The organism is Gardnerella sp. DNF01199S, assembly GCF_049244155.1.
In the GTDB taxonomy this organism is placed as follows: domain Bacteria; phylum Actinomycetota; class Actinomycetes; order Actinomycetales; family Bifidobacteriaceae; genus Bifidobacterium; species Bifidobacterium piotii.
In genome coordinates this window covers 1,443,755-1,466,694 of the sequence record NZ_CP058380.1, presented here as the reverse complement: position 1 = coordinate 1,466,694, position 22,940 = coordinate 1,443,755, and the positions used below count along the sequence as shown (strand labels likewise).

Here is a 22,940-nt window from a genome sequence, read left to right as displayed (position 1 = left end):
GAGGTAAAAATGTGTGATTTGTTAAAAGAAGATGAAAAGTCATACCTGATTTCGCAGACTGCAGAAGATGTTGAAAATCTGTGTAACGAATTGCATTTTGATGATTGCCTAACGCGCACAATAGTACAATCTTTTAAAAATATAGATATTTCTGTTTTGATGGATTGCATACAAGACCTTTTTAATGACGGGTTTAATCAAGAGCTAGCAGTTGCAAAATTGAATGAATATTGTGCTGATGATAGCGGAATGCGGATTCTTTCAATATTTATGGTATGCGTTCTTTTGGTGCGTAGAAGATATGAACAAGCTGGAATTAAAGATGAAGTATTTTTAAGTACTTTTGGTTTTATTAAAAGATTTGTTAAGAAGATTCGTGTTGGCAAGTATCCTTTTGTTTTTAGCGAAGAATTTTGGTTCCCGCGTCTTCTTTCTATGAAAATATTTAGATTAGGTGAATTAGAATTTGAGTTTTGCAAAAAGCAAAATCTGGTAAGCGTACATATTCCGTCTGATGCAAAGTTAAGCATAGAAAATTTAACGATAAGTTTTAAGTTGGCTAATGAGTTTATAGATAAGTACATTCCTGAGTTAAAGAATTGCACTTTTTATTGCATATCGTGGCTTCTTGATCCTGCTTTAGATAAGTTGCTACCAGAAAAGTCGAATATTCGAGTATTTAGATCTATGTTTCGAGTTTTTGGAATTGCATATTCTGACGACTATAAGCGTTGGGTTTTTGGAGAAAATTGCAAGATTTTTGGGCGTGGTGAAAATGGTGTAAATTGTGGCAAGGAAAACAATGTAGAAGCGTGTGGGGAAGTGCACATGGAAAGTGGCATGGAAAGTGGCAAGACGGAAACAAGTTTGCAAAAAAATATTAGGGAATATGTTGAAAATGGGGGAAGGATGGCGATTGGGTACGGAGTTTTAAAGAATGTTAGGTAGAAAATTTAACAGTGTTTGCTATTCGACACGCCAACGGGCGGCGGACTTGAATTTATAAATATTTCTGGTATAGTAGTTACTCGTGCTTCGGACTGGCATTAGTTAGCGAGAAAGCATTGCGGACATAGCTTAGTTGGTAAAGCGCAACCTTGCCAAGGTTGAGACCGCGGGTTCGAGTCCCGTTGTCCGCTCTAGGTCTGGTGAGTTATCGGCCTTGTGGTGGGTTAGCCAAGCGGTTAGGCAGCGGCCTGCAAAGCCGTATAGATGAGTTCGACTCTCGTACCCACCTCGATTGAGCGTGTTAGCTTAATAAACAACCTGGGCGGTTGGCGCAGTGGTAGCGCACTTCCCTGACACGGAAGGGGTCACAAGTTCGAACCTTGTATCGCCCACTCGAAAGGATTGCCTTTCACGCATAATTAAAAAAATTTTGGGTGATTGGCGCAGCGGCTAGCGCACTTCCTTCACACGGAAGGGGTCATAGGTTCGATTCCTATATCACCCACAATATGTTTGTTTTCGCGGTATTTTACCGCGTTTTTTTTTTACTCATTGACGTTAGCGCGCTTAGGCTGCGCGAACGACATTCTCTATTTGCTGTAACGCGCGAGCGAAATGCTTCATCCGCTGCGAAAAATCTCGAATCTCTACCTCATTTGGCGCAACCACGCGCGACTTGCTGTTCCGCACTTTGTACCATTTTTAGGTCAAATATGGTACAAAATGCGGAATTTTTTCCGGGTTTTGTACGTAATTTAGGTGGAATATGGTACAAAACCCGGAAAGGCAGGTCGTGTCGTGAGCGCGACCTAAGCGCGAATGCAGGTCGTCGCGCCCAGGCAGGTTAGCTGCAGAATTCAAAAAAGCGGGTAACAAAAAGGCCCAGAGCAATCGCTCCAGGCCTTTGTTTGTTGGTTTATAGTTACTTAGCGCGTGCTAGCTAGTTGCGCTTCTTGCGGCGAGATACAGCCCTTCCTGCAGCACCCATGCCAGCAAGCATCGCAGATGCAAGAGCGCTTAATGCAACACCAACGCCAGTATTGCCTAGAGCACCTTTATCTCGTCTAGATTCACTATTAGATCCACTATTGCTAGATTGGTTTCCATGATTATTGCTGCCATTCTTGTTGGCGTTGTTGGCGTTATTGGCGTTGTTGCCGTTGTTGGCGTTGTTGGCGTGGCTTCCGCTTTCGCCGTTATCACCGCTGCCGCTGTCATCGCCGCTATCGCCGCTATCGCCGCTATCGCCGCTATCGCCACTACCACCGTCTCCAGGCTGCGCAATCGTGCCTGTAACAGTACTAGACGAGCCTTCAGCAGTGTTATCAGTGCTATTCTTTGCAACAGCGGTGATTGTGCTTCCGTCTTTAACGTTTGCAGCTGGAATCGTAACAACGCCAGTATTTGGATCAACAGTTACGCCGCTAGGCGCAGGGCCGTCAATCTTCCACACGCGCATATCGCCCTCGGCGATAACGGTGATTGTAACAGTTTGCGGCGTGCTTCCGTCGCCTTCAGGCGTATACGTAATAACAACCTTATCTATGCGCGTATCCGTAAGATTTGGCGTTATTGTGGCACTTCCGTCTGCAGGCGTGTCTATGCGTGGAACGGCAATATCTCCGCCAACCGTTACTTCAACAGTGTTTCCAGTCTTAGCAAAATCACCTGTGCCGTTTGTAGGCGTAAGGTTTACAATCGCGCCAGGCGTTTGCTTGTTGATAGTAATAGTGAAGTTGCCATTCTTATCTGCAACGCCTGTTCCGATTTGCTTTCCATCTTTGTCGGTAACAGTTACCTTCGCGTATGGAAGCGTCTTTCCAGTGATGATTTGCTTAGTAGAATCATCTGGATTATCTTTCAGTGTTTGCTCGCTAATCTGTGGAGTCTTAAAGCCAGTCACAGCAGTAGCAGGATCAGATGGTTTGTCTGTCTTGTTCTTAGATACTGCAGTAATAGTGCTGCCATCCTCCAAATTCTTTGCTGGAATAGTAACAACGCCAGTATTTGGATCAACAGTTACGCCGCTAGGCGCAGGGCCGTCAATCTTCCACTTACCATCGTTATCCTTCTTAGCAATAATTGTGCGAACTGGCTGTTCTGGACCATTGATTGAATTTGGCTTAGCATTGATTTCAATCTTTACAACCGTTGTGTCGCCAGTTGGCGGAGTTACAGTTACGTTTCCGTCGTTCTTCTGGTTGTCGGTTGGTACCGTAATCGTTGGCTTTTGTGGTTTAGCCGTGACGGTTACTTCTACTGGAGTGCCTTCTTCATTACCTTTGCTTGGAACAAGCTTGAGTGTTGTACCAGGATCCTTCTTATCGATTTCGATAGTGAAGTTTCCGTCTTCGTTGGCAGTTCCAGTACCAACAGTATTACCGCCATTGTCTTTGACAGTTACGGTGTTTCCTGGCTGAGTTTTACCAGTAATAGTGGTCTTATCAGGCTTAGTTGGCGTGTTTTCAGCATTGCCATCATTAATAAATGGCTTGTCTGTAACGTTTAGAGTTACTTGCACTTCTACTGGGTTATTTACGCCTGGAATCTTGACGAGCACAGTGCCTTTAGTGGTGCCTGGCTTGTCAGTATTTGGAGCAGCATCTTTCTTCCAGTCGAAGGTGGTTCCCTGAGGTAAATCATCTTTGTTGGAGATGCTGTCTTCTGGCTTTGGCTTGGCGTTTACTGGCACGCTCACCGTCTTGCCTTCTGGATTTGGCACAACAAGCACGTTTACAGGCACATCTACAGGAGTCATTCCTGGAACCGTAATAGTCACAACGCTTGGCTGGTTGCCAACGTGTGACGTATCAGGCTTGCCGCCTTTCTTGCCGTCTGCGTCTTCCTTCCACTTGAACTGTGTACCATCTGGGAAGTTGCCCTTATTTGCAATAGCATCTTCTGCGTTAGGTTCTTTGCCAGTTGTATTGCCATCCTTCTTTTGCAGCACAGTCATATCTTTTGCAACAGGTGCTGGTATAACGTTTACGCTTACAGGAACTGTTATAGGGTCTTTTATGCCTGGAACAGTTACAACAACGATGCCAGGTACGCTATTGCCAGCCTTAGACGTGTCTGGCTTGCCAGACTTTCCGTCTTTGCCTGTACCCCAAGTAAAGGTAGTGCCATCTGGGAAGCTGCCATTGTTCTCAATGCTGTTCTTAGGATCAGGATCGCTGTTCTGAGCAACGGTGGTTTCCTTCGCTATAGGCTCAGGAGTTACGTTCACAGGAACTTCGACATCAACAGTGTAGCCTTGCTTGCCATTTACACCTGGAATAGTGACGGTTATTACGCCTTTCTTGTCTTTGCCAGACTCGTCTGTTTTTGGCTTAGTCTTCCACTCGAACGTAGTGCCATTAGGGAACTTATTCTTATCGGTAGAATCCTTAATAACATCCTTAGCTTCTGGCAGTGTGCCATTTAGTGGAACGTTCACAACATTCGCTTCTGGCTTTGGCAAAACGTTCACTGTTACAGGCACTTCCACAGGGGATTGGCCTGGTAGGGTGACTAGTATAACTCCATCTTTCTTTCCAGAGTTGCTGGTATCTGGTGTATTCTCAGGTTTCCATGTAAAGGTAGTTCCGCTAGGATACTTACTCGTTTCGCTAGAATCCTTAATAACATCCTTAGCATCTGGCAACTTGCCTTTTTGTGGCACGTTGACTTCAGATGCACTTGGGTCAACCACGTTTACATCTACTGACACTTCTTGAGGAGTATCAGATCCAGGAATAGTAATCTTTACTTTACCTTTTATGCCGTTGCCTTCATTAGACGTGTCTGGTTTCTTTAACCACTCGAACTGCGTTCCTTGTGGGAAGTCACCATTGTTAGCAATGCTGTTCTTAGGATCTGGATCGCTGTTCTTTGGCACAGTCACAACTTTAGTCGCGGCTTCTGGGTTGCCAATGTTTACTGGCACGTCAATCTTAGCAACGCTTCCATCTGGGTAGGTAACTGTTACAGGAACGTTGAAAGTGCCGCCCTTTTTGCCGTCTGGAATGCTCGTAGAATCAACAGTCTTTGTGACTTTGCCATTGCCTTCTGGCCAATTAGGAATCTCTACAGCCTTTTTAATGTCTTCAGCAGTAGGTGCTTCGCCATTCTTCTTGGTAATGCTATCTGCCTTAGGTGGGTAAAGTTCAGACTGCTTATTGCTAATAGTTACTGGAACATTAACAATGTCAGTCGTGCCATCTGGGTAGGTGACTTTAACCTTAACGTTTACGGTTTTAGGAGTCTTACCATCTGGCAAAGTCTGGTTAGGATCGTTCAACTCAATCGTTAACTTATCCTTGTCTGCTTCTGGCCAATTAGGAACAGTTACATTCTTAGTTATATCATCAGATGTAACCTTCGTGCCATACGGCTTAACAACAGGCTTTGCTTTTGGCTCGAAAGTATCCGACTGCTTGTTCTTAATAGTCACATCAACAGTAACTTTATCAACAGTTCCATCAGGATACTGAACATCTACATGTACATGATAAGTACCAGGCTTTGTGCCGTCTGGAATATCCTCATCTTTGCTGGTGATAGTGACTTTTGGCTGTGGCTTAGTTTTATCATCTTTATCTGGCCAATCAGGAACAGTTACAGCCTTCTTAACAGCTTCCTTAGTATCGTTTCTGCTGGTACCATACTGCTCTTCCACAGGGTCAACGTTTGGAGTGTATTCGTCTGCGTTTGTATCCGTTACAACAACAGGAACCTGTACGGTTGTGGTAGTGCCGTCTTCATACTTAATAGTTACAGGAACATTAGTTGTACCAGTCTTGTTTGTATCTGGAATCTTATCCGTGTCTACAGTAATGGTTGGCTGCTTCTCAGTTTCAGCAACTCCAGTTGTGACATGCTTTTTAATGTCATCTTCATTTGGCTTATTTGTATTGTCTTTATTGCGCTTCAACTCTATAGGCGTTGCAGAAGCCTTATGAGTCACGTTATCTGGATTGCCAACTGTTACAGGAACTTCCACGTGATCCTCAGAACCGTCAGGGTAGGTAACAGTAACCTTAACGTTTACGGTTCCAGGAGTCTTAGTGTCGATAGGTGTTTGACCTTTATCAACTGTAATTGTTGTACCGTCTGTTGGAGGTTTGTTGTTATCGTCAAACTTGACTTTACCTTTGATTTCTTCATCAGAAGGAACCTTACCGTTATATCCAACGCTGATTCCATCAGGCTTATTTGGCTCATACTTCTTATTCTGAGGCTCGCCAACCTTAACGGTTACCGTTGCATGATCTGTTGAACCATCGCCATAGGTGATAGTTACAGGAACAGTAAAATCGCCAGGCTGAGTGCCATCTGGAATAGTGCTATTGCTGTCAATGGTCACTGTTGCGTCAGTAGGCAAAGTCGTGTCAGCGCCATTCTTCTTTAGCTTAATGCCATTCTTCTTTACACTATCCTCTATGGTAGTGTTCTTCGTCTTACTGTAGTCAACCTTAATAGTTTGGCCTTCTGGCGTGTAATCCTTGTTTTGTGGATCCAAAACTTTAACAGTTACTGTTGCAACGTCACTAGAGCCATCCGAATACGTAACCTTAACCTGCACTTGGCTTTCGCCAGGCTTATCGGTGCTTGGAACAGAACTGTTGTCTACAATAGTTACAGTTGGGTCTTGTTTTGGTTTGTTGTTATTTTCCCAAGCAAGAGAACTTACATTCTTAATCTTATTAATTAATTCGTTAGTATTAGAATGCCAAGGAACTTCAATCTTATTCCCAGTAGGCTTGTAGATCTTGTTTTGCAACTTAATCAATACTGGTACTTCAACCGTAGTTGTGGAGCCATCTGGATATGTGATTGTTACAGGAACAGCATGTATTCCATTAGTTTTAGGAATATCGCCAACTTTGAAGGTTAACTTGCTTCTATCAACAGTGGAGTTCGGGTCATCCTTCTTTGTAATAGTAATAGCGTTTGTAATCGCGTTATTATCTGTAGGATTCTTAACTGGCGTAGATGTAGGAGACGGAGCAGCATTATGCTCTTCAGCATCCGTGTATACGGAAATCTGAACCTTTAGCTTAGACTCGTTGCCAGCTTCGTCTGTAACAACAAGTTCACGAGACCACTTATTGTCTGACGAATTGGTTATATTCGCATCTCGCTGAGCAGTGCCTTTAATATGAATAGTCGCAGGCTTTTCTGCAGAATTCCCGTTTTGATTGTCAATAGTGATTTTTCCGTCATGACCTGGGAATGTTGGTATTGTTGCACTCTTGATCTTTCCGCTGTTGTCATAAGCGTTGATATCAATGCTGAACGGTTTGCCATTATGTACCTTGAACTGGTAGTACTCAGGTGTTTTATCGGTATCTGCTCTCTTTGCCTTATTGGTACTAGGTGTGTTAATAACAGGCGCGATATTGTCCTTAACGGTAACAGTTGTAGTTACGTCTTTAGTTGAACCGTCCTTAAATGTTATGCGAACTTTAGCATCTTTCTGCTCGCCAGGCTTATTCCAATCTGGTTCTTTAGCCCAAGAGTAGGTAGCGTCGCTAGGTAGTTTCTTTAGATCATCTGCATTAATACCGCTCTTAGGATCTGGATGCGTTGTTCCGCTACTCATGTTGTACGTAACAGGCGTGCCTGTGACTTTGCTATACTTATCTGCCTGCGTCTTAACAACAAACTTCACAGACACGTTTGTAGTGTTGCCCGAAGGATCCACCGCCGTGATAGTACGCTTATACTCGCCAGGCTCAGTGTTGAGTGGAGTAGTGCCGTCAAGCGTCAAAGTCTTAGGATCTGCAGTTGTGCCAGTTCCAGTAGAAGCTTTTTCTGTCTCGCCTGGAGTTTTAGGCGTTAAAGTAAGAGTTGTAACTTCTCCGCTGTTGTCGGTTGCAGTAATCTTAATATCGTTCTTATCACCGCGGTATGTAATAATAGTGAATTCTGGTGCGTGTTTTGGACCATCTAGATATTCACCATTAATTGTGTTATATGTACCACCATCGCCTTTTTGCTGAATCGTAACTTTAGGACTTTCGCTATCCTTAACAGTTACCTTAACGGCAACAGTTTCAACGCGCGGATTCTTTGGGTCGTTAGTAGGAATAGTTACAATAACTTTTCCAGTCTTTTCCTTGCCAACGGTGGAAGTGTCCGGCTTGCCATCCGTTGCCCAAGCAAACGTAGTTCCTTTTGGAAGCTGGCGACTATTGGCAATAGCTTTCTTTGCATCTTTTTCGGTGAGCTTGTGACCTAAGTCAACAGCAATATTCTTTGACTTAATGTCTTCTTTTTTCTCCACTTTTACAGTCACAGTTTTTTCTGTTTTGTGACCAGCAGCATCAGTTGCGGAGAACGTAAGAGTATAAGTGTCAACTTCTTCAGGCTTAAAGCCAGAGAAGCTATAAGTGAAAACCTTTTCCTTATCAGTATTCGTTGTGTAATCAGTTTTTGCACGCGCTGCGACAGCCATCATCTTACTGAGATCATTTCGAGCAAAAGCCATCGTTGCTGTTGCTGTGTCAATAGACTCAATCTTTACATCATCTTTTGCAGTAAGCTGAATCTTCAGATCGTCGCCAACTTTTACGGTAAAGCTATCTTTATCGGCAGTAAGCGTTGGAGCTTTGTCGTCTTTAGTAGCATTCTTAGGTTCGCTTACTGGCGACTGAACCGACTGATCCTTAGTTGGATCTGCAGGATTTGTAGACGTTACGGCAGTTACATTTCCAGCAGGAATGCCGCCATCAACCTTAATTGTAACTTTGCCATCAGCTCCAACGGTTCCCGTGCCGATTGTATTCTTACCGTTATCCTTAAGAGTTACAGTGCTTCCAGCTGTGCCAGGGCCTGCATTAACTACAACTTCCTTGCCCTTTACGCCTGCAACACCAGTCAAATCAGTTTCAATTGTAGGCTTCTTAGGGCGAACCGTGAAAGTAACCTTTTCTTCCGCTGTGCTGCCATCATTAAACGTGACTTTAGCAGTGTAAGTTCTCTTTCCTGCAACGTCTGTGGAAGGCTCGCCATTAACCCACTCTGCACTCTTGATGTTATCTTTAACCTTCTTATCGGTTATACCAAGATATTCCTTAGCGTCAACCTTGCTGCCATCTTTGGTCATTGTGAGCTTATCTTTAACGCTCACTTCAACAGTGTGATCCTTAAGCTCGCTCTTATGTTGCAAAGAAAGTGGCTTATTAACTGTTACAGGTATTGTTACTAAATGATAAGAGCCGTCATTATAAGTAATTTTTGCAGTTACGTTTACTTTATTGGCGTTAGGATACTTGTAATGGTCGTCATCTAATTCTGTGCTTGGCAATTTATCAATAAAGGTTACTGTACCGTTGCCGTTCTTACCTTTTCCATCATTGCCTTGAATCTGCTTCTTGAGTTCTTCTTCAGTAAGCTTATGTCCCCAATCAACAGTGAGTGCATTGGCGGTTGGGGAAGGATACTTCTGGTTCAGGTTCTTAAGATGTACAGTGACTTTCTTTTCTGCTTTGTTGCCGGAAGCATCGGTTGCAGAAACAGTAATCGTGTAGTCGGAGTTTATTGGCGTATTGCCGTTCTTGTGCTCAAACTTAACATCTTTAATTTCGTGTTTGTAAGGATTCTTTTCAGTTGCGTCAAAACCTTCGGCTTTATCCTCTGTAAAGTTTGCGTTATTTATGTTATTAGGGAATCCATTTACAGAGAACTTCGTCACCTTTCCGCTGTCATCTGATGTGCCGAAAGTGATTGTAGGAATATCTCCCTGATACACGGTAATGTTACTGGAGTCGTCTGTAAGCTCCTTGCCATTAAAATACAGCTTTGGAGCAGTGTTGTCGCTTTTTGTAGGTGGCACATTTTCATCTTTTGTACGACCAGAAATAAAGGTGTAAGCAGAATGAGTAGTTCTACCATAAGAGCTGCTATTTGCCCAAGTAAAGGCATTTTTGATTTCTTCATCGGTTACGCCTGGTCTAAGCTTCAACTCGCAATGCATGTGAACAGCGTAATCAACGTGAGTTGTTGTTATGCCAATGCCATAGTTGTAGCCGTTATAAGGTCTTTGGTTTGGTGGGAGAGCCTTTTTAATAGCAGAATCCAAAGCATCTGGGTTAACATGGAAGTTATCTTTTATGTCTTGATCACCTGGTCTGCCAGGGCGTACACCTATAGAGTAGTGATATGTTGAGTTATTGTGATCCTGGCTATCTTTCAAGAAGTCTTGGCTGAACGATTTGCTTGCGTCGTAATCGAACAAGGTAATATCGTGAGAAAGATTTGCATACGTCTGAGGTGATTTGTCATTGCGCTTGTAGAAGTCAAATCTAAGATTGCGCATAGTGTCATTCTTATATCCGCCGTTGCTTAAATCGGCAATTGCATAAGGAATTTGCCACACGTATTGATGCTTTTTTGATGCAGAAATCATGGATTTACCGTCGTTGTTAAAGAACACGTCGAAAACCATGTATTTGTTATTGCCTTCGCCTTGAACGTGTGCATACATGTCGGTTTTGTTGATGATTCTATCCCAGTCGCCGACTTTATCGTCTCCAACGTAGCCAAATTCGCCTTTACTGTTTAAGTAACGGTAGCGCTGATACTCAAGAATGTTTGGCGTATGTAGCCAAGGAGTAGGGTCTGCGTTACGCACTTCTTGCGCAAATGCCGCAGTAGTTGGAGGAAGAAGAATATTAGAGGATGCGAGGATTGGCTGACCGCCCAAGCAAGTGGCGGCAGTAAGAACTGTTGTAAGTGCGCTAAGTGACAGTTTGCGTGCGGTTGATGCACTAAAATTGGCGCTTACATTTGCAAATGAGCGATACTCTTGATTGCGAGCGTGCTTTTGACGAGTGCTCTTTACCATAATAATCCCCGTTCTTTTTGTGTTCTTCTTTTATTCGTCCGCTTTATGGAGCATGCGATGCATTGCGATTGCTAATTTGTGCTTAACATGCATGCATTCAAGCTTTGCTCAATTACATGAACAGATAAATATTCATCAATTCAAGATATTATATCGTATTTTTGTTTTTTGAGTGAAATTTTTTAAGCGTGACGTTGTCTATAAGTGTAAAATTTACTGATGGGGGGGGGTATTTGACGCATATTATGTTGATATAACGATATATAGAGGATTTTATTATAAATTTTTAACCTTTTATGAAAATTTATTCATATGTTATTTTGGCGTGTTGCACAACTAAGCGATTATACGCGGCGGGCAATAGTATAAATAAGGAGCAAAACGCGCGCGAATGGCAAGCAGAATAGATAGAACAGCTGTTGCGCAGCAAAAATCACATATAGCCAATAGGAGTGATTATGAACACCACTAATAATGATGAAAACAAAGCCGTAATCACCGTAGTGGGCAAAGATGCTGTAGGAATCATAGCAAAAGTTACGACTCATTTAGCAAATAGCAAGGCGAATATTTTAGATATATCTCAAACAATCGTCAACGGATTCTTTAACATGATGATGATTGTAGACGTAAACGAAATAAGCGTAGAATTTGGCGAGCTGGCCGAAGAATTGGCAAAGCTGGGCGAAGGAATAGGCGTTAGTATACACTGCCAGCGCGCAGAAATATTTACAAACATGCACAGAATCTAGGGATTAGTAGGAGAAGCCCATGCTAAACATTATGGAAGTGAGCGAAACAAACTCCATGATCGAGCAAGAAAAGCTCGACGTTAGAACCATAACAATGGGAATAAATCTGCTAGACTGCGCAGACGCAAGCGTGCAAAAAGTGTGCGAAAACGTGTACAACAAGATTACGCGCCTTGCAAAAGACTTAGTCAGCACGGGCTGCGCGATTGAGCGCGACTACGGAATCCCGATTGTAAACAAGCGCATAACCGTAACACCAATAAGCCTAGTTGGAGCAGCAGCGTGCAAAAGCCCAGACGACTTTGTGCAAATTGCGCACGCGCTAGACAAAGCAGCAAAAAAAGTTGGAGTAGATTTGATTGGCGGCTACTCTGCTCTGCCTGCAAAATCCATGACAGCTGCCGACCGCATGCTTATAGAATCGCTGCCAAAAGCCTTGAGCGAGACGGATATTGTGTGCTCGAGCGCAAACGTGGGGTCTACGCGAACTGGAATCGACATGGATTGCGTTCAGCTGCTTGGGCGAGTAGTCAAGCAAATTGCGCGCGCGACTGCAGACCGTGATTCGTACGGATGCGTAAAGTTCGTTGCATTTTGCAACGCTCCAGACGATAATCCATTTATGGCAGGCGGATTCCACGGCGTAACCGAAGGAGACGCTGTAATAAACGTTGGCGTATCTGGGCCAGGCGTGGTTTCGCGCGCGCTAGACGAGGCACGTGGCAAGGATTTTGCGTTCTTATGCGAGACGATTAAGCGCACAGCTTTTAAGATTACGCGAGTCGGTCAGCTTGTTGCGCAAGAGGCATCTAGAAGGCTTGGTGTGCCGTTTGGAATAATCGACTTGTCGCTTGCGCCAACGCCAGCCGTGGGAGATTCCGTAGGCGAAGTCCTAGAGAAAATCGGACTTTCTACTGTTGGCGCGCCTGGTACAACAGCCGCTCTTGCAATGCTTAATGATCAAGTTAAAAAGGGCGGAATAATGGCCAGCAGCTACGTTGGTGGTCTTTCTGGCGCGTTTATACCTGTTTCGGAAGATGCAAACATGATTGCTGCTGCAAAGTCTGGATGCCTTAGAATAGAAAAGCTAGAAGCAATGACGTGCGTATGCTCCGTAGGCCTAGATATGATTGCGATTCCTGGAAGCACAACTGCTGCAACAATATCTGGAATGATTGCGGATGAGGCAGCAATCGGCATGATAAACCAAAAAACAACTGCTGTGCGCATAATACCTGTGGAAGGTAAAAGCGTTGGGCAAATGGCTAATTTTGGCGGTTTAATGGGATATGCGCCGATTATGCCAGTGAATACCGAAAGCTGCGAGGAGTTTGTTTCGCGCGGTGGAAGAATTCCAGCGCCTGTGCATAGCTTTAAGAATTAGGCGAGTTAATCGTAAGTTAAATTGTGATTTGATTGCGGCTTGAATTAATACTTAATCACGCTTAAATCACGAATTAATGGAATTTTACGAAAGGATTTATGATGGAAAAGACTACGCCACTAAGCGGCGAAATACTTGCTAGCGCGCTAAAAAAGATAGGTGAATCAAGCAATCGCGTTGCTGTAGTAGGCTCCATGAACGCAGACTACACAATAGTCGCAGATCGTCTCCCAAATCCTGGGGAAACTGTAAACGGAAGTGATTTGCGCGTTCTTCCAGGCGGAAAATCGGGGAATCAGGCCGTTTCTGCAGCAAAAATAGGTGCAAACGTGCAAATGTTTGGCGCAGTAGGCAGCGACGAAAATGCAAAATTCCTATTAAACACGCTAGAATCTGCTGGAGTAGACACGTCTAGAATTTTGCGTGTAGAAGGCGTAAAAAGTGGCGCAACAGTAATAACAGTAGACGCAAAAGGCGGCGAAAACACAATCGTTTACGCTCCAGGGTCTAATGCAAAAGTGAGCGTTGAATACATTAATCAAAACGATGTTAAGCAAGCAATTTGCGGCGCAAGCGTTTTAGGACTTTGCCTAGAAAGCCCAATGGAAACCGTAACGGCGGCGGCAAAAATTGCGCGTGCGGCTGGCGTAAAAGTTTTGCTAAATAATTCGCCTTTTGTAAGCGAGCTGCCACGCGAGTTGATTGAAAACGCAAGCATACTTCTTGTAAACGAGCACGAGATGGCGCAATTGCTTAAAATTAGCGAGCCAGAAGATGGAAATTGGGATGATTTTGATTGGCATGATGCGGCGCGCATTATGCACGAGTATGGTTTTGACGAGGCGGTTGTAACGCTTGGCGCAGAAGGCTCGGTTGTTTTAGACTATGCTGCGCAAGATGGAAAGAAGGCTGTGCGAATTTGCCCTCAGCGTGTTAAAGCAGTAGATACAACGGGCTGCGGAGACGCGTTTATGGGAACCGTTTTAGCAGGACTTGCAGCTGGATTTAGTCTGGATCAAAGCGCGCAAGTTGCAACTTACGTTTCGGCGTATGCAGCAATGGGATTTGGAGCGCAAAGCTCGTACGGCAATGCGCAGCAGGTTGTTCGCGCGTTTGAATAGTGGCGCTGTATGCTGCTAGACTAGTCGCGTATGCGTTTTTACTGATTTTGCAAACGGGAAGGCAAATATGTCAACAATTCTTGAAGGCACTCCAAAAAAGCAAATGATGCTTGTAACGGGTAGAGCGTATCCGCAACTTGCGGAAGAAACCGCCAACTACCTTGGAATAGACGTGCTGGAAACAACTGCCTACGATTTTGCAAACGGTGAGATGTATGTGCGCTTTACGCAGCCAGTTAGAGGCGCAGACGTTTTTGTTTTGCAAGCGCACACAGATCCAATCAACAATTGGATTATGGAGCAGCTGCTTATGGTGGATTCTTTAAGGAGAGCATCCGCTAGAAGCATAAACGTTGTTGCGCCTTTCTTTGGGTATTCGCGTCAAGACAAAAAGCATCAAGGCCGCGAGCCAATTACAGCGCGACTTATGTTTGACTTGTTCCGATCTGCTGGAGCTACTCGTATTTTGACTGTAGACATGCACGCTGCTCAAGAGCAGGGATTCTTCGACGGTCCTGTGGATCACTTGACTGCTATGCCAGTTTTGATTGACTACGTTCGCAATACTATGAGCCTAGAAAACACTACGATTGTTTCTCCAGACGCAGGGCGAATCAAGGTTTCGGAGCAATGGGCTGCAAAGCTTGGCGGATTGCCATTAGCGTTTATTCACAAAACGCGCGATATAACAAGGCCAAATCACGCGGAAGCGCATGGAATTATTGGAGATATTCAAGGCCGCGATTGCATTGTTGTAGACGATATGATTGATACTGCTGGCACGATTTGCGAAGCTGTGCGCACACTTAAAGGCGCTGGTGCAAAATCCGTTACTTTGGTTGCAACTCATGCGCTGCTATCTGGCCCTGCAGTAGAGCGACTTAAGAGTTGCGGCGCGCGTGAAATCATTTTAACGGATACAGTTCCTGTTTCCGAAGAAAAGCGCTTAGAAAATATGACGGTTCTTTCGATTGCGCCTCTTTTGGCTGCTGGAATTAGGTCTGTGTTTAGGTCCGGATCGCTTGTTTCGCTTAGAAACGCGCTTCCAGAAGACATGAAGCATAGGAATATTTACGCTCATTAGTGTGGTTGATTAGCTGTGCGGCGGTGAGTCGCAAGCATGATGTAGACTTAATAGGTTGTTCGTAAAATTAAATATGCAAAAATTATTGCGTAATAATCGCGTAATAAATTGTGTAATAACTTGATTTACGAACGATTTTGCAAACACACTCCTGCTGTGGAAAGCCCGCAGCCGAATAGTCCGAAGGAGGTGGGTGATGTCTGCACACAAGTATGAACTGATGTTCATTGCCGATCCAGAGCTTGACGAGCGCGGTCTTAAGAAGTTGACCGAGCAGTATCTTGAGCTTGTCACCAAAGAGGGCGGTTCCGTTGATGGTACCGACTATTGGGGTCGCCGTAAGCTTGCTTACGAGATTGATGGCAAGAACGAAGGTAACTACGTTGTAGTGAATTACACTGCCGAGCCAGCACTTAGCGACGAGCTTGACCGTGTTTTGAACCTTAACGAATCTGTAGTCCGCACGAAGATTCTTCGCAAGGACGCAAAGTAAAGCGAAATAAAGCAAAGTAAAGTCAAGAGTTTAGGGATAATATCCAAAATTTTATTTAGATTAGTTTGATTAATTTATAGTCAAATAGTCAAATTGGATTTGCTCTAAATTGTTCCACGAAATTGTTCCAAGTCTTAATAGAAAAGAGGCTACGATGGCTGGAGAAACTGTTATAACGGTGATTGGTAATTTGGCTAAAGAGCCAGAGACTGCTACCAGTTCCAATGGTAGTGTTAGAACGTCTTTCACGATTGTTTCTAATTCCTCTACTTTTGACAGAAGAACAAACAGCTACGTTAACGGCACGCCATTATCGCTTAGATGCGTTGCTTGGGGCGACTTAGCTGAGCATTGCGCGCAAACGCTTACAAAGGGAATGCGCGTTATTGTTCAAGGTAGGTTGCGTGCAAACAACTACGTTGATAAAAACAGCAACGAAAAACGATATAGCATTGATTTGATGATTGATGAGATTGGGCCATCCTTGCGTTTTGCAACCGCTCAGGTTAATCGTTTGAGCTCGAAGGGCGGTTTTGCTGGGAACAATGGCGGATTCAATCAGGGCGCTGGTGCTGGAGCTGGTATGAATGCTGGTGGATACACTGGCGGTTATGCTGGCGGCGCGAATTATGCGAATAATGCGTCTGCTGGTGCTGGAATGAATGCGCAAAATGGCGCTAATCAGGGCGTAAACGTTGAAGACCCGTGGAGTGCTTCTGCTCCATCAAACGGCGGATTTGCAACGTTTGGAGCTAGCTCCGATTTTGGTGGATCAGACGAAGAGCCAGAGTTCTAGTTTTTCTAGTTTTATGCGCGCGCTAATGGCGTCTAGCCGCCGCTGCTTTAGGGCAGATAGTTTAGCGAATATGACTTATTGCTTGTAAAACTAATGCTGGTAAAAATCTAAATACGACTTTACAATTAAAAACATCAGTTTAGCGTATAAACAAAAACAAAAGTTTAACGCATTTAAGAGAGGACATCCTATGTCACGTAAGAGGCCGCAACCACCGGTCAAGCCTTTTAAGAAGAAGCCAAATCCTTTGAAGGCTGCCAAGATTACTGAAATTGATTACAAGGACGTTGCTTTGTTGCGTAAGTTCGTTTCGGACCGCGGCAAGATTCGTTCCCGTCGTATTACTGGTGTAACCGTACAGGAACAGCGCAAGATCGCGAAGGCCGTTAAGAACGCTCGCGAGATGGCTTTGCTCCCATACGCCACCACTGGTCGCTGATTGAGAGGATAAGAACATGGCAGAAACCAAGGTTATTCTCACCAAGACCGTTGCAAACTTGGGTCACTCGGGTGACGTTATTACTGTTAAGGCTGGTTACGCACGTAACTACTTGATTCCACAGGGCTTGGCCTTTGCGTGGAATAAGGGCGCTGCTTCCCAGATTGAAGCGATGCGTCGCGCTCGCTTGGCTAAGGCTGTGGCCACTCGCGAAGAGGCCGTTGCAGCTAAGGCCGCAATCGAAGGCACTGTTGTAGAAATCGCCGCTAAGGTGAGCGAGTCTGGCAAGCTCTTCGGTGGTATTTCCGCCGATAAGATTGCTGCTGCTTTGGCACCAAAGGCCGCCGTTGAAGCACGCGCTATTAGCGTTGCTGCAATCAAGACCACTGGCGAATTCCCAGCAACTGTGGCTCTTCACCCAGAAATCAGCGCTTCCTTTACTGTTAAGGTTGTAGCTGAGTAGTTAAACGTGTTCCAGCTTCCCACGCGGGTTTTGTGAGTTCTTGCAAGTTATTGTGATTTTGCGAGTTTTGCAGGATTTGCGTATTCTTGCAGGATTTCTGCGAAATTTGCGATGGGAGGCAATCCATTTGGATTGATCTTAAGCATTGGCTCTGTGCGAATTGTGGTGAGTTTTACTTGCTGCGACTTGCGCAGAGCTTTTTTATCTTCCGCGTTTTGTTGCGAATCGACTTGCATGGGCGCTTTGACTGAGCTTGAAATTGCATAACGCATTTCAAGCTCCTTCAAAGCGTGATTTGGCTCAAATGTAAAGTCCAGTGGACTTTACATGCCAAATCAGCCGAACGGCTACTAATAGCCGTGAGGAATAGCGTAGCGCGCGAATGCACTTCGATTCGCTGAGCCGCTCAAACGTAAAGTCCAGTGGACTTTACGTGCGGCGAAGACGTGAGCGCAGCTAATCTGCGCGAGCGATATTTCCGCTTTTTGTACGTGATTTAGGTCAAATTTGGTACAAAGTGCGGAGTTGTTTTCCGTGTTTTGTTGTTGAACACGCTAATTAGAGAAACAAAATTCGGGAAATGTGAATGTGTTGTGTGTGTATTGCACAAATCGTGGTGTTTAGTCGCTTTAGCTACTAAATTATAAAAGTTGTGCAAATAAGCTTAAACGCGCATCAATTAAGCAATGCCAGCGAGTGAGCCAGATGAGTCGCAAAGGAGGATTAGTGACTGAGTGCAACACTTTAGCGAATCGCCACGTGTCTAATTCGTGCGATTGCAAGAATGCGCACAATAATGAGCATGTGCGTGCGAGCGCGAAAAATCGCATACACAATCGCATTGGCGTTGGGCAGACTTGCGCAAAAGTAATTCTTTTTGGTGAGCATTCGGTTGTTTATGGCTACAGTGCAGTAGCTCTTCCGCTGAAAAATCTTAAGATGCGCGCAACAGTTAGTAGCGCAAACGAAGAAAACGCATCAATTGCAGAAAACGCATTAAACACAGGTGCGCAAAAGTCGCAAGCAACCGACGAGCTAGTTGCACAAATCGAAAATAATCCTAATAAAAACAGCTTGCAAGAGCTTGCTCAAAGTTACGTAACGCTTAAAGCGTTGAATTTTTGCGGGCCATTAAAAAATGCACCAAAGTGTTTGAACTCCATTAAAACCGCGATTTATAAGGCTTTGCAATTTGCGAATTGGCGCGGCGAAGCGTTACAAGTGGAAACAGCTTGCGATTTTCCGCCAGAGCGAGGATTGGGGTCGTCGGCTGCAGCTGCAGGCGCTGTAATTCGCGCGATTCTAGACTATTATGCGATTGAAGCCAGCGAGGATCAGCTTTTTGCGCTTACGCAGGAGGCGGAAAATGTTGCTCATGGAAAGGCATCGGGATTAGACGCTAAGGCTACTGCTTCGGCGCGCGCGGTGCGATTTTTGTGCGGCGAATTTAGCAACATAAATATACGATTGCACGCGTGGCTTGTTTTGGCTGATTCGGGATGCAAGAGTCAAACGCGTGATACGGTTGAAGCATTGCGCAAAAAGCGCGATTTGAATCCGCATGCGGTTGATGCGATGCTAGAGCAGCTTGGGAAAATTGCTATTAGCGCGCAAGATGACTTAGAGCTTGGGCAGCCGCTGGAAATTGGGCTTAAGATGAGCCGCGCTCACAAGATTCTTGCGCAATTAGGCGTGAGTACGCCACTATTAGACGAGTTGGTTAGTGCTGCGTGCAAAAGTGGTGCTTTGGGAGCAAAGCTAACTGGAGGCGGCGGTGGCGGATGCGTTATCGCGCTTGCGCAAAGTTACGAGGATGCGCTTAAAGTGGCGCTGGCTTTAGAGCGTGCAGGTACTGCCAAAACGTGGATTGTGGAAATCGGCAGTTAGAAAGGTTATAGAAAGGTTATTGTGGAAAACGTTGAAATTGAGCCAAAAATAGCGTTTGACGAGTCGATGCAAACGCATTGCGCAATCGCGGAAGCAAACGCAAATATTGCGCTAATCAAGTATTGGGGAAAGCGCGACGAGCAGCTTATTTTGCCGTATTCTTCCTCGCTATCTTTGACTTTAGGCGGATTTTCCACTAAAACTAGCGTGCATTTTGACGATTTTCTAAAAGAAGACTCCGTTTACTTAAACAACACAGAGCTTAGTGGCGATTTATTGCAAAGCGAAGAGCGTGCGCGAATCGTAAGAATGCTAGACATGGTGCGGAAAATGGCTGGAATTGAAAGCCATGCGCGAGTCGTAAGCAAAAACACGTTTCCAACGGCTGCAGGTCTTGCGTCTAGCGCCTCGGGTTTTGCGGCGCTGGCTGCGGCGTCAGCGTATGCGTCTGGTCTTAGGTTAAACGCGCGCGAACTTTCGATTTTATCGCGCAAAGGGTCGGGGTCGGCATGCAGATCGATTTACGGCGGATTGGTGCTGTGGAACGCGGGCGTGAGTAGCGAAACAAGTTATGCGGAGCCAATTGAATCGCCAAAAGATTTGAATCTTGCAATGGTGGCTGTTGTTTTGAATACAAGCAAAAAGAAGATTTCGAGCCGCAATGCAATGCGGCAAACGGTTGAAACATCGCCGCTTTATAAAAGTTGGATTGAAAGTTGTAAAGATGACATTGCAACGGCTTTGCAAGCGATTAAAAACTGTGATTTAGAGGCTTTGGGCGAGGTTTCGGAGCGAAACGCTTTAGGAATGCATGCTGCAATGCGCGCGGCCAATCCTAGCGTTGACTACCTTAGCGAAGAATCGCATGCCGTGCTTAGAGTTGTGCATCAAATGCGCGGCGAGGGGTGGCCTGTTTGGGCTACAATGGACGCAGGTTCAAATGTTAAGGTTTTAACTAACGCGGAGCATGCTTTGCGCGTTAAAAATGAGTTGAGTTTGCGCGTGTTGAGTGAGATTAAGAGTTTGCGCGAGTCGCAGAAATCGGCGGATTTGGCGGAATCTGTGGAATCAGCGGAATCTGTGGAATCAGCGGAATCTGTGGAATCGGCGGAGTCGTCGCAATCCAATCCGCAGTTTGTTATTGCGCGCCCAGGCGATGCGGTTAAAGTAAGGTTGTACGGAGAAAATCATGACTAAATTTCAAGCGGCAGCTCCTGGAAAGCTTTATATAGCAGGCGAATACGCTGTTGTAGATGGAAGAGCTGCAATCGTAACAGCCGTGAATCGTTATGTAAAAGTTACGGTTGATGCGGCTGGAGCTTGTGATTTTCTTGAAAATGGTGCATGTAGTAGGAATTTTTACGGAAAAATTACGTGTGAGGATAAAAATTTTGAGCCGTTGTATTGGAAGTTTTGCGGCGGCAATGGTTGCGGCAATGGTGATGGCACGCGTTTTGGCAATAACAAGGAATTTATTTTAGATAAAAATGATGGATGCGGATGTGATTCGCGCTCGGTTGCTTGCGACTTGCCAGCGGAAAAATCGCCAGAAACCAACGATTTGCTAGAACAAACTAATGTAGAAAAAATTAAAAAATACTACGCGTATGTGATTTCCGCAATGAACGTTGTAGACGAATATGCGCGCGAGGTGGGCGCGTTGGGTGCGGCGGAAGCACTGGGCAACACGCGCGAGTATAACGTACACATTGAAAGCGATTTAGACGATAAAAAAACGGGCAAAAAATACGGGCTTGGATCTTCGGCTGCAGTAACGGTGGCTGCTGTGCGCGCGCTGTGTGAATGGTACGGATTGGCGCTTGCAACGCCAGAACTGTGCAAATTAGCCATAATTGCGTCTTCGCTAGTAAAAAAGTCGGGAAGTGGCGGAGACGTGGCAGCCAGCGCATACGGTGGGTGGGTAATGTACCGCGCGTACAATCGCGAATGGCTTAAAGCGGAAGTAGAAATGATTGAAAGCGGCGACTCAAGCCTACACGAGTTGTTGCAAAAAAAGTGGCCGCGATTTGAAGTAAAACGCTTAAAAGTGGGCGCTGGCTTGCGACTCTTAGTTGGCTGGACAGGTAGCCCTGCTAGTAGCGCGGAGCTTGTTGGAAGCGTGAAGGCTGGCGTTAAAGCTGGCGCGAATGCTGGCGCAGCAACTAGTGATTTAACCGCGCGCAATCCTACTAAAACTTACGCTAAAACCTACGAAGATTTTTGCGCGCAAAGCGAAAAATGCGTGCAAAAAATCGCAAATGCGCTAGAAAATTGGGACTTTAGCGTGTTGTTAAGCGGATTCGCGCAAAATCGTGCGTTGCTAAAAGATCTTGGCGAAATCACGGGAACACTAATCGAAACGCCAAAACTTACGCGACTAATAGAAGCAGCAAATTGCGCAGGATTGCCAGCAAAAACAAGCGGCGCAGGCGGCGGAGATTGCGGAATCGCGATTGCGCGCGCACAAGATTTTGATGCCGTGTTTGCTCGCATTAAAGACGAATGGCAAAAAAGTGGGATTGAGGCGCTTAATCTGAAAGTCGCGGAATTTGATGAAAATCGCGACTCTTCGCTTATTGAACAGCGCAAAGACGATCACATAAAACTTGCGTGCGAACAATATAAATCGCACGCGGACGCTGGTTTTGAACAAGTGCGATTTATTCCAAATGCGTTGCCGCAATTGGCGCTAAGCGATGTAGATACAAGCGTGCGCGTGTTTGGAGAATCCGCAAAATGGGACGTTCCGCTGTACATTAACGCAATGACGGGCGGCAGCAAGAATGGCGAAAATATAAACGCAATGCTTGCAAAAGTGGCAGCAAAAACTGGTGTAGCAATGGCTTCTGGCTCGCTAAGCGCAGCGCTTAAAAATCCGCGTCTTGCAGAGACTTTCAGCGTTATTCGGCGCTTTAATCCGCGCGGATTTGTTATGGCGAATGTAAGCGCTGGGGCAAGCGTTGAACAGGCGATTAAAGCTGTTGAAATTTTGCAAGCAAACGCGTTGCAAATCCACCTTAATGCGGCGCAGGAGCTTGTTATGAGCGAAGGAGACCGCGATTTTAGTGCGTGGCTTAGCAATATTGAGGAGATTGTGCGCGCGCTTGATTCAATGAAAGTGCCAGTTGTTGTTAAGGAAACTGGATGCGGAATGAGCGCTGGGGATGTTCTGCGATTGCAAAATGTGGGCGTGCGCGCTGTGGACGTTGGTGGGCGCGGCGGCACGAATTTTGTTGCGATTGAAAATGCAAGGCGTGGGGGTGTGCGCGGCTACGAGTTCCTTGATTCTTGGGGGCTTACCACTGTTGAGTCGTTACTAGACATAGCGCAATGCGATGAGATTTTGCACGATTCTTGCGATTCTTGCGATTGTGCGGCTGCTTGCGATTGTGCGGCTGCTTGCGATAGTGCGCAAATGCAAGTGTTTGCAAGCGGAGGAGTGCGTACGCCGCTTGATGTTGTGCGCGCGCTAAAGCTTGGGGCGAGTGCGGTTGGAGTTGCGGGCGAGTTCTTGCATACGCTCACTTGCGGTGGACAGGATGCGCTTGTTGATCAAATTGAGGATTGGAAGGCGCAGATTCGCGTGATTATGGCGTTGCTTGGATGTAAGAATGTTGCGGATTTGCGCCAAAATTCGCGCATCTTGATTGATGGCAAGCCGTTCGCGCTGTAACGCGCGAACGACACGACCTGCCTTGTAGTGCGTTTGTATCAAAAAACACTCAAATCAGGTACAAACGC

At 45.4% G+C, this 22,940-nt stretch carries 14 protein-coding genes and 4 tRNA genes; 16 read left to right on the top strand and 2 right to left on the bottom strand.

Features of this window, described 5'->3' with window-relative positions; all coding sequences use genetic code 11:
• Positions 1-9: 9 nt before the first annotated feature.
• The 5 genes from HXT45_RS05980 to HXT45_RS05960 all read left to right on the top strand — a co-directional run bounded on the left by HXT45_RS05980 (position 10) and on the right by HXT45_RS05960 (position 1,453).
• Positions 10-948, top strand: a complete 939-nt coding sequence (locus tag HXT45_RS05980; protein WP_421781656.1) for an acyltransferase domain-containing protein — start codon at positions 10-12, stop codon at positions 946-948.
• A 118-nt stretch (positions 949-1,066) separates the two neighbouring features.
• A tRNA-Gly gene (locus HXT45_RS05975) sits at positions 1,067-1,139 on the top strand.
• A 27-nt stretch (positions 1,140-1,166) separates the two neighbouring features.
• Positions 1,167-1,237: transfer RNA gene (locus HXT45_RS05970), tRNA-Cys, on the top strand.
• 31 nt (positions 1,238-1,268) lie between these two features.
• A tRNA-Val gene (locus HXT45_RS05965) sits at positions 1,269-1,340 on the top strand.
• A gap of 40 nt (positions 1,341-1,380) precedes the next feature.
• Positions 1,381-1,453, top strand: a tRNA-Val gene (locus HXT45_RS05960).
• A gap of 435 nt (positions 1,454-1,888) precedes the next feature.
• Here HXT45_RS05960 and HXT45_RS05955 read toward each other — a convergent pair.
• Entirely contained in the window at positions 1,889-10,780 is an 8,892-nt protein-coding gene (locus tag HXT45_RS05955) for a Rib/alpha-like domain-containing protein (protein ID WP_421781654.1), read from the bottom strand.
• A 458-nt stretch (positions 10,781-11,238) separates the two neighbouring features.
• Here HXT45_RS05955 and HXT45_RS05950 point away from each other — a divergent pair, with 458 nt between their 5' ends.
• The 8 genes from HXT45_RS05950 (at position 11,239) to rplI (ending at position 17,312) form a co-directional block, all read left to right on the top strand.
• Positions 11,239-11,532, top strand: coding sequence for an ACT domain-containing protein (locus tag HXT45_RS05950; RefSeq protein ID WP_004131818.1), 294 nt, complete (start codon positions 11,239-11,241; stop codon positions 11,530-11,532).
• A 19-nt stretch (positions 11,533-11,551) separates the two neighbouring features.
• Positions 11,552-12,916 (top strand): PFL family protein, encoded by a 1,365-nt coding sequence (locus HXT45_RS05945; RefSeq protein ID WP_016806625.1) that lies wholly within the window; start codon positions 11,552-11,554, stop codon positions 12,914-12,916.
• A gap of 98 nt (positions 12,917-13,014) precedes the next feature.
• Entirely contained in the window at positions 13,015-14,037 is a 1,023-nt protein-coding gene (locus tag HXT45_RS05940) for a ribokinase (RefSeq protein WP_421781651.1), read from the top strand.
• Positions 14,038-14,104: 67 nt separating this feature from the next.
• A complete protein-coding gene (locus HXT45_RS05935) occupies positions 14,105-15,121 on the top strand; it encodes a ribose-phosphate diphosphokinase (RefSeq protein ID WP_115761538.1) in 1,017 nt (338 codons plus the stop codon).
• Positions 15,122-15,317: 196 nt separating this feature from the next.
• The gene (rpsF, locus tag HXT45_RS05930) at positions 15,318-15,614 is read left to right on the top strand and encodes a 30S ribosomal protein S6 (protein WP_004131822.1); all 297 of its coding nucleotides are present in this window, start codon (positions 15,318-15,320) and stop codon (positions 15,612-15,614) included.
• Positions 15,615-15,768: 154 nt separating this feature from the next.
• Complete coding sequence (gene ssb, locus HXT45_RS05925) at positions 15,769-16,410, top strand: single-stranded DNA-binding protein (protein WP_421781649.1); 642 nt, start codon at positions 15,769-15,771, stop codon at positions 16,408-16,410.
• 190 nt (positions 16,411-16,600) lie between these two features.
• Positions 16,601-16,849 (top strand): 30S ribosomal protein S18, encoded by a 249-nt coding sequence (rpsR, locus tag HXT45_RS05920; protein WP_004105399.1) that lies wholly within the window; start codon positions 16,601-16,603, stop codon positions 16,847-16,849.
• 16 nt (positions 16,850-16,865) lie between these two features.
• Positions 16,866-17,312 (top strand): 50S ribosomal protein L9, encoded by a 447-nt coding sequence (gene rplI, locus HXT45_RS05915; protein ID WP_004112972.1) that lies wholly within the window; start codon positions 16,866-16,868, stop codon positions 17,310-17,312.
• Positions 17,313-17,359: 47 nt separating this feature from the next.
• On the opposite strand, the gene HXT45_RS05910 is transcribed toward rplI, so the two are convergent.
• Positions 17,360-17,584 carry a hypothetical protein gene (locus tag HXT45_RS05910; protein ID WP_004131824.1) on the bottom strand — a complete coding sequence of 75 codons (225 nt, stop codon included), beginning with the start codon at positions 17,582-17,584 and terminating at the stop codon, positions 17,360-17,362.
• A 454-nt stretch (positions 17,585-18,038) separates the two neighbouring features.
• Here HXT45_RS05910 and mvk point away from each other — a divergent pair, with 454 nt between their 5' ends.
• Genes mvk through fni form a run of 3 tightly spaced genes read left to right on the top strand, consistent with a single transcriptional unit; the run spans position 18,039 to position 22,872 of the window.
• Positions 18,039-19,199, top strand: coding sequence for a mevalonate kinase (mvk, locus tag HXT45_RS05905; protein WP_421781646.1), 1,161 nt, complete (start codon positions 18,039-18,041; stop codon positions 19,197-19,199).
• Positions 19,200-19,220: 21 nt separating this feature from the next.
• A complete protein-coding gene (gene mvaD / locus HXT45_RS05900; protein WP_415704477.1) occupies positions 19,221-20,396 on the top strand; it encodes a diphosphomevalonate decarboxylase in 1,176 nt (391 codons plus the stop codon).
• Positions 20,389-22,872, top strand: coding sequence for a type 2 isopentenyl-diphosphate Delta-isomerase (gene fni / locus HXT45_RS05895; RefSeq protein ID WP_421781644.1), 2,484 nt, complete (start codon positions 20,389-20,391; stop codon positions 22,870-22,872). The genes mvaD and fni overlap by 8 nt, the downstream gene beginning before the upstream one ends.
• The last annotated feature ends 68 nt before the right edge of the window (positions 22,873-22,940 follow it).